Origin of the sequence: Methylomonas stagni (genome assembly GCF_050154735.1) — a bacterium.
Taxonomy (GTDB): Bacteria; Pseudomonadota; Gammaproteobacteria; order Methylococcales; family Methylomonadaceae; genus Methylomonas; species Methylomonas koyamae_A.
Window position 1 is genome coordinate 2662528 of record NZ_CP189557.1, and the last position, 13869, is coordinate 2676396.

At 53.2% G+C, this 13869-nt stretch carries 12 protein-coding genes; 1 reads left to right on the forward strand and 11 read right to left on the reverse strand.

The annotated features are described in order from the left end of the window. Positions 1–47 precede the first annotated feature (47 nt). The gene (locus ACP4CD_RS12285) at positions 48–1625 is read right to left on the reverse strand and encodes a fatty acid--CoA ligase (RefSeq protein WP_426991126.1); all 1578 of its coding nucleotides are present in this window, start codon (positions 1623–1625) and stop codon (positions 48–50) included. A gap of 513 nt (positions 1626–2138) precedes the next feature. Between ACP4CD_RS12285 and ACP4CD_RS12290 the strand changes: the two genes are divergently transcribed. After that, positions 2139–2309 (forward strand): hypothetical protein, encoded by a 171-nt coding sequence (locus ACP4CD_RS12290; protein ID WP_426991127.1) that lies wholly within the window; start codon positions 2139–2141, stop codon positions 2307–2309. Between the two features lie 16 nt (positions 2310–2325). Here ACP4CD_RS12290 and ACP4CD_RS12295 read toward each other — a convergent pair whose 3' ends face one another. The 10 genes from ACP4CD_RS12295 to ACP4CD_RS12340 form a co-directional block, all read right to left on the reverse strand. Continuing rightward, on the reverse strand, positions 2326–3348 hold the full coding sequence (locus ACP4CD_RS12295; protein ID WP_168031948.1) for a hypothetical protein: 1023 nt from the start codon (positions 3346–3348) through the stop codon (positions 2326–2328). A gap of 720 nt (positions 3349–4068) precedes the next feature. Continuing rightward, the gene (locus ACP4CD_RS12300) at positions 4069–5160 is read right to left on the reverse strand and encodes a HEAT repeat domain-containing protein (protein ID WP_426991128.1); all 1092 of its coding nucleotides are present in this window, start codon (positions 5158–5160) and stop codon (positions 4069–4071) included. A 369-nt stretch (positions 5161–5529) separates the two neighbouring features. Continuing rightward, positions 5530–5703 carry a PEP-CTERM sorting domain-containing protein gene (locus tag ACP4CD_RS12305; protein ID WP_426991129.1) on the reverse strand — a complete coding sequence of 58 codons (174 nt, stop codon included), beginning with the start codon at positions 5701–5703 and terminating at the stop codon, positions 5530–5532. Between the two features lie 780 nt (positions 5704–6483). Then, complete coding sequence (locus ACP4CD_RS12310) at positions 6484–6618, reverse strand: hypothetical protein (RefSeq protein WP_426991130.1); 135 nt, start codon at positions 6616–6618, stop codon at positions 6484–6486. 25 nt (positions 6619–6643) lie between these two features. Continuing rightward, positions 6644–7624, reverse strand: coding sequence for a hypothetical protein (locus tag ACP4CD_RS12315; protein ID WP_426991132.1), 981 nt, complete (start codon positions 7622–7624; stop codon positions 6644–6646). A gap of 796 nt (positions 7625–8420) precedes the next feature. After that, on the reverse strand, positions 8421–9494 hold the full coding sequence (locus ACP4CD_RS12320) for a HEAT repeat domain-containing protein (protein WP_168031955.1): 1074 nt from the start codon (positions 9492–9494) through the stop codon (positions 8421–8423). A 523-nt stretch (positions 9495–10017) separates the two neighbouring features. Next, entirely contained in the window at positions 10018–10773 is a 756-nt protein-coding gene (locus tag ACP4CD_RS12325) for a DUF1566 domain-containing protein (RefSeq protein WP_168031957.1), read from the reverse strand. Positions 10774–10817: 44 nt separating this feature from the next. After that, entirely contained in the window at positions 10818–11594 is a 777-nt protein-coding gene (locus ACP4CD_RS12330; RefSeq protein WP_168031959.1) for a hypothetical protein, read from the reverse strand. 32 nt (positions 11595–11626) lie between these two features. Beyond that, positions 11627–12607, reverse strand: a complete 981-nt coding sequence (locus ACP4CD_RS12335; RefSeq protein WP_168031698.1) for a hypothetical protein — start codon at positions 12605–12607, stop codon at positions 11627–11629. Between the two features lie 154 nt (positions 12608–12761). Next, the gene (locus ACP4CD_RS12340) at positions 12762–13733 is read right to left on the reverse strand and encodes a hypothetical protein (protein ID WP_426991134.1); all 972 of its coding nucleotides are present in this window, start codon (positions 13731–13733) and stop codon (positions 12762–12764) included. Positions 13734–13869: the final 136 nt, after the last annotated feature.

A 13869-nucleotide genomic window follows, 5' to 3' on the forward strand; every position in this document is an offset into this window, starting at 1 on the left:
CCAATACGCCTTAACGAAACCCGGTCGCGGCGGAAATCCGCCTCGCGCTAATTGACTTGCCGAGCTTGGCTAGCCCAATAAGGCATTCTCAATTCCCGTTTTAATATTTTGCCGCTCGGGTTCCGAGGCAGCTTTTCGAGAAAATCGATCGACTTCGGCGCCTTGAAGTCGGCGATTCGATTTCGGGTAAAGTTAATCAGTTCGCGCGCCTTAATCGCTTGGCCGGGCCGCAATACGACAAACGCCTTGACGACCTCGCCCCAACGCTCGTCTGGTATACCGATGACCGCTGCTTCGGCGACAGCTTCGTGCTCGCACAGCGCCGCTTCTATTTCGGCGGGATAAATGTTTTCGCCGCCGTAAATAATCATGTCCTTAATCCTGTCGCAGATATACAAATAGCCTTCCTCGTCGACGTAACCGGCGTCTCCGGTTCTAATCCATCCGCCTTCGGACAGGCACTCCCGGGTTGCCTCGTCGTTGTTCCAATAACCAATCATGTTAGCGGGCGACTTAATCGAGATTTCGCCGACCGCATTAGCCGGCAAGGCATTTCCTGATATATCCGATACGCGTATTTCCACACCGGGCAAAGGTCTGCCCGCGGATTCTTGACGTTTTGGATGTGCCGGCGAGTGATCTTCGGGGCGCAGGCAAACCGCCATATTGCCGGTTTCGGTCATACCGTAGATTTGGAAAAATCCGCAGTTGAAACGCTGCATCGCCTTTTGCAGCAAAGCAGGCGCGATGGGCGATCCACCGTATAAAAAACCCCGTACCGACGATAAATCGGTAGTTTCGCAAGAAGGTTCCGCCAAAGTGGTTTGAATCATCGCGGGTACCATCGGCACTTTGCTAATCCGGTGACGTTCGATCAGTTCCAACACCTTCCAAGCAATAAACGTATCGATAATGAAACCTTGCGCGCCGGCGATGAAGCCCTGAATCGCCCACCAAATTCCGCCCATGTGAAATTGCGGCAGCGAAATCAGCAATTTGTCGTCCGGATTCAAGCTCATCCAATGATCGCCTTGCTCGCGCATTCCCTGCATCAATCTAAAGAACGAATAATTCGGCAGTTGCACGCCTTTTGGATGGCCGGTAGTGCCGCTGGTATACATTTGCACAACGACTTCATCCGGCGCATAAGTCAGACCGACGCTATTCGGCGAAAATTGATCCCGCCAATTTTGGAAACCCGAATAATCCTCGAATTCGCCATCCAATACGAAAATCTTGCGCAAACTCGGCAACTCGCTTTTCACGGCCTCGATTCTTTCTAGTAATTCCCGAGAGATAAACAAAATCTCGGCGTTGCCGTGCTGCAGAATGTAATGAATTTCCTGCGGCGTCAGCCGCCAGTTAATTCCGATTAAAACCGCTCTGGCTTTTGCGCAACCGAATAGCACTTCGTAGCTATTAATACTGTCCTTGCTCAATATCGCAACGCGCGCCCCAGGATCTATCCCGACAGCTAACAGACCCGCCGCTACTTGATTAGCCCGTTGATCGAATTCGCGAAACGTCAAACTCTGCTCTTCGAATACGAAGGCAATTGAATCCCCCTGGTATTGCGCTTGCCATGTAGAGATTTCGGCGAGAGTTTGAGGCGACGTTAAGATCATGGTTATCTATGCAGCAATAAGATTGCTTCAACTAAATGCAACAAACGCGCCACTTAGAAAAACTAGAAACAACCGAGCCATCATCAAAAATATAACCAATTGAAAATTAGTGTATTTTTTTAAATAAAGACAACCAAAAACCCCTATGTTCGCCTAGCAAAACCGTAAAATGGGTTTGCTGAAATGCTTTGCGAATCGACTAGTAAAAAAAGTAAGTGATTTCACCTGTTTTTATTGCGTTAAAACACATAGCTTAAGAAACCTCGCCGAGCGTTTGAGCCCTTCAACCTACCGCCTTATTCAACGCGACTCTCAAAAACCAGGATAATCGACGAATTGCGTCGCGGTCTGGCACCGCACCCTATCGCGATGAGACACTGATGCGCCGCGTTTTGTACTCAACGCCTATCGGGCGACAACACAGAGTGAACTGCCCCGGGAATTTCGAAGGGCGATTGAGGTGAGTCATACCGGCTTAACTAACTCGGAAAGGTGTTGCCGGAGAAGAGGTAAATGACCAACCGAAAAGAGATGGACGAAACATACGCCGCCAGCCGTTGCAGCCGCGGCGCTTTGTTAGTGGGTGAGCCTGATTATTGGCAGGTGAATCTTTTGTTAATCGTCATCCTTCCGGAGGAAAACTCCCGCCATTGTTTGACTAGGCTCAAGTTTAGGGCGTTTTAAGCAATGGCTAAAGAGCCTATCCTTTTGCCATTTGCTTACGCGAGCAACCGAACAAACCGAATAAGCCGCTCAACATCAACCAGACCGCGCCGGGCAAAGGCACCGGAGCAACATTACCGCTAACGTTCAACGAAATATGGCCGACAATTTTGGCACCATCAATATTGTCTTGCGCGGCCCACAAAAATCTATACCAATCTGAGCCGTCCGACCAGTTAACGGGGTCTCCGCCCCAGTTGAAGTCGGCATCGATGCTGAGCAGTCCGTTTTTAGGATTAACGGATATAATCGGATTGACCAGCTTAAAAATCGAACCCTTAGCTGGATCGTAGGCGCTATTGCCTATCCACCAACCTTGCCACGGGCCTTCAGAGTTGTGGCGCAAATCCAAGCCGCGCCACCAAACCGCGCCGCCGCCGTTAGGGTCATAGGTTTTGACATTCGTCGGATCGTCGGGACCGGTGCCGGTGGTGGCAATGACGGACGAATTAAAAAAATCGCTAGCCACTCTGAATGAACCTCCCAGACTGATAATACCGTCGGGATTGGTTTCCGAATTCCAAGTCGTTGTGGAATACCCCGCGCCCCAACCGGGATCGATGCCGTCGGTGTAACTATGCACAGATAGCGCAAAACCGCCGTCCGGCAAGGCCATGGGCTTTTCTTCCGACGGTTGTAGCCGCCATTGCGATTTCGCTAAAGCGCTGGTCTCCGGATCGGGGAATTGTTTAAGGATATTACGATTCGAAGCCACATTCGAATTCACTAATGGCGCATCAACCGTCTTGTCTTCGAATTTTTGAATGTAAAAGAAGCGCTTGCCATCGGCGTTGGCCGGGGCAAACGAATCGTGGTTGTATAAGCTCTGCGTTCTGACGCCGGTATAGCGCGCCGTGCCGATCAAATCGGTCGCCAACGCTTCCTTATCGAAGGTGATATAAGCCGTACCGCCGGCCAAGGTCGCATTGGCCGCCGAAGAGGTTAAACCGCAAAGCAATACGCCGCCTCCCAGGGCCAGCGATTTTAGTTTCCGTTTCATGAATTGATAACTCCAATTGATTAATAATATCTCGCCAAGACAAGCCCCCTATCTCTCTGGATCAATATCCATCAAATATGCAAAGCTTGCGCTCTAACGGGCGATTGCCCCAGGAAGGGCAATTAAATGGTCTTCCCCCGAAAACACATTGAATTTTTCAGATTTAGCTTTACCGGGGAATTTCGATCGCGAATAAGTCCGAGTTTCTTGATGAGATCATTGTAGAACTTACTCGACGACTATTCAGCAAAATTTATACCAATAGCCATCAACTACCGATTCGGTTTTTAAAGCCTCGAACAATCGCCGATTAGGCCTTGAATTAACGGTTACATTGGAAACCAAGCAGTTTCTAATACGCGGCCAAATGAAATTTCGGCGAAATTAAACTGTGTTAACTCCTGTGTTTCTAATAAAAAACTACCGGAAATCGCTTAATTTTGCCGCCACTCGCAACTGCAACGGATTTGCCGGCACCAAGACGAAACCATTGATTAGGAAACTTTCCCAAATCCGGATTGAGACGGGCGTAGCAAGCTTATTTTTCAAACTTTCGGTATTTGTTCCGCTCTTTGCAAAAGAGGGCTGGAGAGATTTTCCAAATATATCCCCTTCGATCCTTATTTTTAAAAGGCGGAAGAACCTCAATAAACGATATTGGGCAAACCCAATTCGCATTTTGGCGTTTTCAGCGCCTGACCGGACTGGATATCAAACCCGTTAATTGAAACCAAAGCCGCCCGTAGGCGCCTGGTAAGACTCGCTAGCCAGATGTTCCTGGTAAATTTGTCGCGCCTGATCGTCCAACGGAAAACGTTCCAGCGCCCGCTGCGCGACGGCTTTCACCGCCGGGTCTTCATCCGGATTTTGCAAGGTTGCCAGCAACGGCTCGCGCACGCTGTCGTAAGCAAACTCGCCATTGCCCATCGCGGCAATCACCCAACGTCTGACCTCGGGATCGGCATCGTTGACCCCTTCGGCGAAAATCCGCTGGGCATCCTGATCGCTACCCGCCAGCTTGGACAGCACTTGCAGGCCGTTCAGCCGCAGTTGCGGATCGCTGTTGCCGACAAACGGATAAACCGCCTTAACGATCTCTTGTTGCTCGGCCGGCGAAGCACCTCCACTTTGCTTAACCAAATTAGCCATGGCCGCCACCGCTAATTCCGAATTTGCCGCCCCGTCTCCGCGTAATACATCCAGCAGACCGGCGCGGGTCGGAGCATCGTAACTGGCCGTCGCGCCCAACAATTGCAGGGCATCCAGCCGTTGCTCCTCGGAACCTTTCCGCAATAACTGGACGGCCGCCGCTTTAAGCTTCGGCATGCCCACGGCGGCACCGGAGGTCGCCAAGGCCAAACTCAGGGTTTTGCCCAACGGCGTGCCGCTGAACTTCATAATGTGCGCCAACACTTGCTGCCGGGCGGCGGGGTCGGATTGGATCTGGGCCATGATCAGTTGAAATTCCTCGCCGTCCCGCAGCGCTTCGTAGCTTAGCCCTTGCCCAGCCTTGTCTTCCAATGCCACCAGCAACTGGCTTGTACTTTGAGTGTCGGCAACCTCGTCGGTGGAGGTGTCGTCGGAAAAATCCAGCCAGGCTTGCTCGTCGGTAAAGGTCCGGATTTTAGGCCCAAGCGGGATAACATCCAGCAATTGGCTCAGCGGAGCGGTCGCAGACCCGGCCGGTTGCCCAGGCAGCGGTTCAGGCCGATCAAACCCGGCACCCTTGAGCACATAAATCGACAAACACGCCACCAGGAAAACCGGAACAAAAAAAACACTGAATTTCCGCATGTCTAGTTTTAACTCCATCAAAGAACTCAACCCAAGCCAGATTGCCCGGCCCTAGCGGGCAGCAAGCGCCCCGCATCAATTTATTGTGGTCCCAGCTCCAGTGTGGGAACACAAAACAGACGCTCCTGCGTACCAAGCCGCACCACTAGAGAGGTACGGGATGCATTCCCACGCAGGTGCGTGGGCACGATAAAATCTATTCGACCCCGCCGAAAGAGTTCCCTGGCGGTTACCAACGAAGGCGATGGGAGCCTTAGCCACCCATCGCCCACCACGCTTTCAACGGTCGATATTGATAGCTTACTTCGATGGCGCGCTTATGATTGCTTACGACTCAGCCTATAGGGTGTGCCGCGCGTCGTTCAGCACGTCCCACGGCTTTGACGCTTAGCCGGCGCGGCCCCGCCTCTTAAGGCCTAGCAGCCCCAGCAAGCCGGTACCGAACAGCCAGACCGCTCCCGGCACCGGGACCGCCGGCGTAGAGGTAACATCGGGGTTGATGGAAAGGTGACCCAGAACCAAATTGACTTCTGGATCCCCAAGTTGAAAAAGCTGGCCCACGAACTGTCCCCCCAAATGTAATCAGATTCCAGGGTCAGCATGCCTTGGGCATTAACGCCAAACACAGGGTTCAATAGCTGGAATGCCGTATATTTGGCTGTTTCCGCATGGCCGCTGGCACCTATATACCATCTATTAGTATCACCGCTTTGATATTCTCGAATATCAATACCCCGCAGCCAGAGCGTACCGCCAGGCGCAGCAAAGTCGCTGGCAAAGCGCAAGGAACCGCCCAAGCTAATGTAATGGACAAAATCCGGAAAGTCGGGATCGCTATAACCCATGCCGTCGGCCATCAACGGCCCGTACGAACCCGGCGCATACCCTGCCCCCCAACCAGGATCCAACCCCGGCGAATCGGCCGATTCCACCGGCATCGCCCAGCCGCCAACCGGCTGCTCGAGTGGCACTCGCTGCGCTGGGTCGTCAATCCGCCAAGCCGCGATAGCTTCCGGCGTGGACTGGCCACGCTGAATAGATCGATCCGAGGCGGTTATCGAATTGGGAATTTCGGACGGCACCTCGTTGCCAACGAACAATTGCGGATAAAAGAAGCGGTTGCCGTAGGTGTTGGAGGTGGGCTCCATGGCACCATTATTTAACGGAATACCGTGTATATCGCTTCGAAACCACTCGCTTTTCATCGTCGCCCAGACCTGCTGGTCATAAGTCAAGTAAGCCATACCGCCGATAGTGCCGTTCAAGGTGCTGGCGTCAGCGGGCGCGGATAGAATCATCAACGCGGCCAGGTTGACGGAAAGCAGGGTTATTTTCTTAACGTTAGGTAATTGTTTTTTCATGCGGTTCTTCCTGAATATCAAATTTTTTTATCTTTACTGTTACCGGAAAACCATCAGGGGCGGCGAAAGGCTTTCCCTGATGCTTATCAACGAAGGCGAAGGTAGCCTTAGTCACCCATCGCCGCCCACGCTTTCAATGGTTAATATTGATGGGTTACTTCGATGGTGCCTATGATGGCTTGCGACTCAGAGCCTGTTGGCGCCGGCGAACCATACACAGCCGGAGTGCCGGATTTTGTCGAGGTTGGAGTGGTGTAAGTACCGCTACCGGTCAACATGGTCATGTTATTGACTGAATCGGCCGTATATTGCCACCAATTGGCACCATTGGCCGGCGCTACATTGATACCGTAGAAGTCATCGCAAACCGTTCCTGTCTTCGTCCCTTTAAAGCATCTTCCCCAATCGGTTCCATCGGTATCAGTGCTGGAATTGGCAAAGCGCAAATTGGCTTTCAACGTCAAGGTGGTTCCGGACAGCGAGGTATAGACTTCGGTCAGTTTGAAAAGAGTATTACCCGTCAAATACTCTTTCAACACCCAAGTGCCGTTGCCCCCCGTATTGCCCGTATTCTCCAGGGAAAGCTTACCCCATCTGAGCGATAACGCAGGGTTTTGAAATGCGCTACGCACCTTCAACACCCCTGCTAAACCGATTATGCCCGTTGAAGCGTTATTCCATGTAGAGACTTTATTTCCGGTTTGAAACGTAGTGGTGTAATTGGGTGTCGCCGAGGTCGCACAGACCACAGGCAAAGTCTGAGCATTGTAGGTCGTCGTGCCCGCAACCACCGCAGCTCCGCCGGTACCGGTGCTCGGTGTGGCATTATTCAGAGTGGAGTAGCTGAAAGCATTATCGGCAAGAAATGCATTGAGATAGATAAAACGTTTACCGTAATCCACCCCTCCCCAAAGCGCCTGCCCCGTATCCGAGTCCGCAGACGGTAGCGTCAGGCCACCGGCCCTGCCCCCACCCGCCATCGTCGCTAAAGCGGTTTTATGCAAGGTGAGCGTGGCGTTATTACCCGTCGTACACGCCGCATTCGCCTCCATCGCCGTCAACGCACTGGATAGCGCGGTTAAAGCGAATATTCCTACTTTGATTTTATTGCTTTTTTTCATTTATAACTCCCGGTTTTGAATAACCTGCTCGCTTGCGCGCGGATTATCAAAATAATTTAAACAGCTTTAAATAAAATCAGCATTAATCGGCATTTTAAAGACAGAACCCTTAATCGTTCAAAAAACACCTCTAACACTCTCTTTGGCTTTTTTCGAGCCGGGCGCATCTTCAAGCGAGAATAAACAATTCGCAATGAGACAAATTGTCGCAGGACAAATTATCTCAGCCATAATATCGATACTGTGTTAAATAACTATTTTATATACCGCAATTTCGGTCGATTTTACGGCATATGCCGCAATTACCAATGACAGGCGAATTTTTGATTATGAAAATATTTTTTACCCCCAACAACTTCTGAAACAAGCTAACGCCAAAAACGATGCCCTGGCGGATGAATCGTGATCGTCTCTTCGACCCGATTCTGCTGGAATAGTCGAATTGTAGACAACCGGCCTCAACTGGTTAACGCAGCTTAAGAGCTAATGTTTATTATTCAATGACGACTTTTCAGACTTGAGGAAGGCGGCGATTTATTTAAATTGAAATCAATACTTACCGCTTTACTGAATGATATTAATAACAGGACGCCAAACTCGGAAATCAGCAAAAACGAGTGAAGCGTTAAACCGTTTAACACAATAAAACACCCATTTACATTAGCAGCGTTTTAACTATTAATACTGAGTTTTATATCACCATTCCTGGAATAACACCATTCCCTATATTTCAAGGAAATGGCCTTTTTGATAATGGTAGTGGCATCAAGAAAAGACGCGCATGCAGCCAAGGCCGTTAATTGAAGCCAAACCCGCCCGTAGGCGCCTGGTAAGATTCGCTAGCCAAATGTTCCTGGTAAATTTGTTGCGCCTGTTCGTCCAAGGGAAAACGTTCCAGCGCCCGCTGCGCGACGGCTTTCACCGCCGGGTCCTCATCCGGATTTTGCAAGGTTGCCAGCAACGGCTCGCGCACGCTGTCGTAAGCAAACTCGCCATTGCCCATCGCGGCAATCACCCAACGCCTGACGTCTGGATCGGCATCATTGACCCCTTCGGCGAAAATCCGCTGAGCATCCGGATCGCTACCCGCCAAAGTGGACAGTACTTGCAGGCCGTTCAGCCGCAGTTGCGGATCGCCGCTGCCGACAAACGGATAAACCGCCTTAACGATTTCTTGTTGCTCGGCCGGCGAAGCACCTCCGCTTTGCTTAACCAAATTAGCCATGGCCGCCACCGCTAATTCCGAATTTGCCGCGCCGTCTCCGCGTAACACATCCAGCACACCGGCGCGGGTCGGAGCATCGTAACTCGCCGTCGCACCCAACAATTGCAGGGCATCCAGCCGTTGCTCCTCCGAGCCTTTCCGCAATAACTGAACGGCCGCCGTTTTAAGCTTCGGCATGCTCACGGCGACACCGGAGGTCGCTAAGGCCAAACTCAGAGTTTTGCCCAACGGCGTGCCGCTGAACTTCATAACTTGCGCCAACACTTGCTGCCGGGCGGCGGGGTCGGATTGGAGTTGGGCCATGATCCGTTGAAATTCCTCGCCGTCCCGCAGCGCTTCGTAGCTTAGCCCCTGCCCGGCCTTGTCTTCCAATGCCGCCAGCAACTGGCTCGTGCCTTGAGTATCGGCAACCTCGTCGGCAGACGTGTCGTCGGAAAAATCCAGCCAGGCTTGATCGTCGGTAAAGGTCTGGATTTTAGGCCCAAGCGGGTTAACGTCCAGCAATTGGCTCGGCGGAGCAGTCGCCGAACCGACCGGTTGCCCTGGCTGCGGTTCGGGCCGATCAAACCCGGTGCCCTTGAGCACATAAATCGACAAACATGCCAACAGGAAAACCGGCACAAAAAAAACACTAAATTTCCGCATGTCTAGTTTTAACTCCATCAAAGAACTCAGCCTAAGCCCGATTGCCCGCGACCTGCCGGGCAGCAAGCGCGCCGCGTAATTTATTGTTTGTATTGTTCCCACGCTGGAGCGCGGCAACGATAAAAAATTGCCATTTTCTCCGGCGGCAATGCCGTTAAGCTTGCCTCCCCTTTGGAAAAGCACCCGAAGGAGATTGAAGGGGCAATACCGTTAAGTTAAAGCTCTTCCCCCTTTGAAAAAGGGGGATCGAGGGGTTTATTTAAAAAATCTCCCTCAGCCTCTCTTTGAAAAAGAGGAGAGCAGGTCGACGCGTGGGAACAATAAATGACGGCGGCTGGCGAAACCAGTAAGCGGGCAGTACCGTTAAGTTAGGGCACGACCTGCTGTGGAGGTTGTCGTAAAAGGTAGATTGGGCGGATCGCAATGACGTCCAACATTTCGATTTTGGCTTTTACGACGGCCTCCCTTAATCAACGGCGGTGCCAGCGCTGCTTGGTCCATCGCCCTCGATCAACACTAACGTTTAACCGACACCGCCGCGCCGTTTCAAGCCCAGCAAGCCAACTACACCGGTACCGAACAACCAAACCGCGCCGGGCAGCGGCACCGGCGCGGTATCGGCCACGTCGCCGTCGCGGACGGCCCAGGCGTTAAAGAACGTGCCGCCAAAAGAATACGGGTCGCCCTTATTTTGATAACTATTGCCACCGTCATAAGGACTGAAAACCTCCGCCATAGCGGGGTTCTTGGCGAATTCGCCCGACGCCCAGTAACCGAACCCACCAACCTGAATGTTTTTGAACAGGTCATAATTGGCGTTATGCACGGCATCCAGCGGCTGTCCCAATTCACCGCCCAGTTCGCCCAAAAACAAATGTCCCATCTCGCTTTGGACGTTTTTGGCACTAGCGGTTGGCAAGCGCCAATCGCTATAGCCGCCGTAATCCAGGTTTTGCGCCCACGCCGTCGCCCCATACCAGCTCAGTTGGCCGGCATCGGCATTGAAGTCGCCGGCGGCGAGGTTGTAATGGCCGCTGTTGGCTGGCGTGTCGCTGGTGTTGGGGGTGTCGTTAATGGTACCGACGTTGGCGATGATCTGGTTGACCAGGTTGGGGTTGGCGGCGGCCTGGGTTTGAAACAGGTTGGCGTCGGCCACCCAGGTGAGGTTGCGGTCGGTGTCGTAGACCATGGTGCCGCCGGCCCGGCTGAGCAAGGCGGCCTGGCCGCTGGCTGACAGGGTGAACAGCAAGGTGGCTGTCAAGGGTTTTAACAGTTGCATATGCGTTTTTCCTTTTTCGTTAAAATTTTAAGTGTCGCGTCTAGTCAAGCGGCTTTGCGCCGTTTGGCGCCCAGCCAGCCCAAGCCGCCGGCAAACAGCCAAACGGCGGATGGCAGCGGCACCGGCGCGGTTCCCGCCACGTCGCCGTCGCGCACCGCCCAGGCATTCAGGTATTCGTCGCCCTTGACGCCGTAGCTTTGGTAGCCCTCCGGAACGCTGGCACCCCGTGGAAAGGCCGACTTAAAGTAACCGGCGAACTCCGGAAACGGCCCGAACTCGGCGTCCAGCCAGTATTGTGGGGTGTGGTAACCGCCGCCCTGCACCGACGGATAGTTGCTAAACAGGTTGTAATCCGGACTGGTGGCGTAGTCGGGGTCCAAACTGCCCAGTTCTTGGTATAAATGGTTCATTTCGCTACCGCCGATACCAAATCCGGACTCCGCCGTGCCGTAATTCGGCAAACGCCAGTCGCTGAAACCGCCGTAGCTGAGATTTTTGGCCCAGGCCTTGGCACCGTACCAGGTCATCCGGCCGTCTTCGGCGTCGAAGTCGCGGGCGGTCAGCGAATGGTAGCCGCTGCCGGCCGGGGAATCGTAGTCGTTGGGGGTGTCGTGGATGCCGCCGACATTGGCGATGATCTCGCTGACTAGATTGGGATTGGCCGCCATTTGGGATTTGATCAGGTTGGCGTCGGCCAGCCAGGTTACATTGAGTTCGGTGTCGTAGACCATGGTGCCGCCGGCCCGGCTGAGCAAGGCGGCCTGGCCGTTCATGGACAGGGCCAGCAGCGCCGCGGCGCCTAGGATTTTAATGGTTTGCATATTCGTGCTCCTTGAATGATCGCGAGGATGGGTCAGACGGCGGAAATGTTAGCGATGCGCCGCTTGACGCCAATCAAGCCCAGCAGCGCGCTGCCGAACAGCCAAACCGCACCGGGTAACGGTACGCTGGAAACCGGCGCGCCTGAGCGATTGGGATTGATGGAAAGGTGGCCCAGGACTTTGTTGCCGTCTTCGGATGTACTGCCGTCTACATTTCTAAAACCAAAGAACGCTCCCCAGGCGGTCTGCCCCCATTTGTAATCGGCTTCCAAAGTCATCCGGCCTTGGGCGTCGACCCCGAAGAGAGGATCGATCAATTCGAATACCGTTGCATTAGCTTGAGCCGGGGTGCTGGCAGCCAGATACCATTTATAATTTGGATCGTCGGCATCAGGCTGCCCTTGCTCCCTCAATTCCAACCCGCCAAACCACAACGAGCCACTTTGGCCAAAAAAGTCGCTGACCATCCTAAATCCACCGCCCAGGCCAATCACCGAACGGATGAGCACGCCACCCTGATTTACCGGATTGGGATCGTAGCGGGTTTGACTGTAACCATCGCCCCAGTCAATCGGCAGCCCAGCATCCACTGGGTCCACCGGCATCGCGAAGCCGCCCTCAGGCTGGGCCAAAGGCTTGCGCTGCGCCAAATCGAAAATCCGCCACTGCTCGACCGCTTCCGGGTAGGGATTGCCTCTAACGACGATGAAGTCGTCGGACGCAGTGCCGGAAGCCACTATCAAAGCGGACTGGCGATAGTCGCGGAAGAGCTGCGGATAAAAGAAGCGGTTGCCGTCGGTGTCCGAGGTGGGATCGGGCGTGCTCTTCAGATCGACGCCGTGCACGTCGCTACGCTTGCCCGAGCTCTTCATCGTCGCCCAGGCAGCTTGGTCATAGGTGAAATAGGCCATGCCGCCGATGGTGCCGTTCGGCAGATCGGCTTGCGCCGGCGAGGCTGCCGCCAACGCCAGCGCGGCGGCCAGGGGTTTCAGGTTTGCGGGATAGATTTTCATGAGTTTTTCTTGAAATTATTGTTTTGGGGTAAACCAGCCGGAATTTTTTGGAGTTATGTCCTGAAAAACCACCAGGGTAGGCGGAGCTTTCCCTGGTGGTAAACTTCAAACGAAGGCGATGGACAGACGTCTATCGCCAGTGAAGTATCGGCAATTAGTACGTATAGGTCACTTCGATGGTGCCGACCAGGGCTTGAGACTCGCTGCCGGTTGGCCGTGGACTACCGTAGAGGGCCGGCGTGCCGGTTTTAGTCGAAGTTGCTGTCGTATAGGTGCCGGTTCCGGTCAGCATGGTTTGATTGTTGTAGGTGGCGGTGCTTGTTTGCCACCAGTTGACGCCGGTACCGATGGTGTCGCCAGGGTCGCCGTTATTACAAGTAGAGCTAAACGTACCCTTAATACAACTACCCCAGTCTGTCGGTCCGGCGGCATCGGCGAAACGCAGATTACCTTTCAGCGTCACCGTGGTGCCCGATAGAGTTTCCGTCGCCTCGGTCAGTTTAAACAGCGTTTGTGGCGTACCTGTCATGGCTGCGACCAAATTATCTTTAACCACCCATTTGCCAGCGACTTTTTCTAGAGATAGTTCTCCCCATCTAAGAGATAAACTGGGGTTTTGGAAGGCGCTTCTTACTTTGAACACACCCGCCAAGCCAATCTTTCCCGCACCTGTACCAGCGTTATAGGTCGAGACGATATTGCCGGTTTGGAAAGTAGTTGTGTAATTAGGTGTAGCGGACGTGGCGCAGACCACAGGCAGGGTTTGTGTTGGATAGGTGTCTGTACCGGCAAGCACGCCGGTTCCGCCAGTGGTCGTGACAGGCACGGTGTTACTCAAGGTGCTGTAACTGAACGTGCTATCCGCCAAAAATGTATTGAGGTAGATATAGCGCTTGCCGTAATCCACGCCACCCCAGAGCGCTTGTCCGGAACTGACATTCGAGACCGGCAAGGTCACGCCGCCAGGCCTGCCGCCGCCGGCTATCGTTGCCAGTATGGCTTTATTCAACGTGATGGTCGCGGTTTTACCCGTCGCACACGCCGCATTCGCCTCCATCGCCGTCAACGCGCTGGATAGCGCGGTTAAAGCGAATATTCCTACTTTGATTTTATTGCTTTTTTTCATTTATAACTCCCGGCTTTGAATAACCTGCTCGATTACGGCGGGTTACCAAACTAATTTAAACAATTTTAAATAAAATCAGCATTAATCGGCATCTTAAAGACAGAACCCTAAATCGTTCAAAAACACCTCTAACACT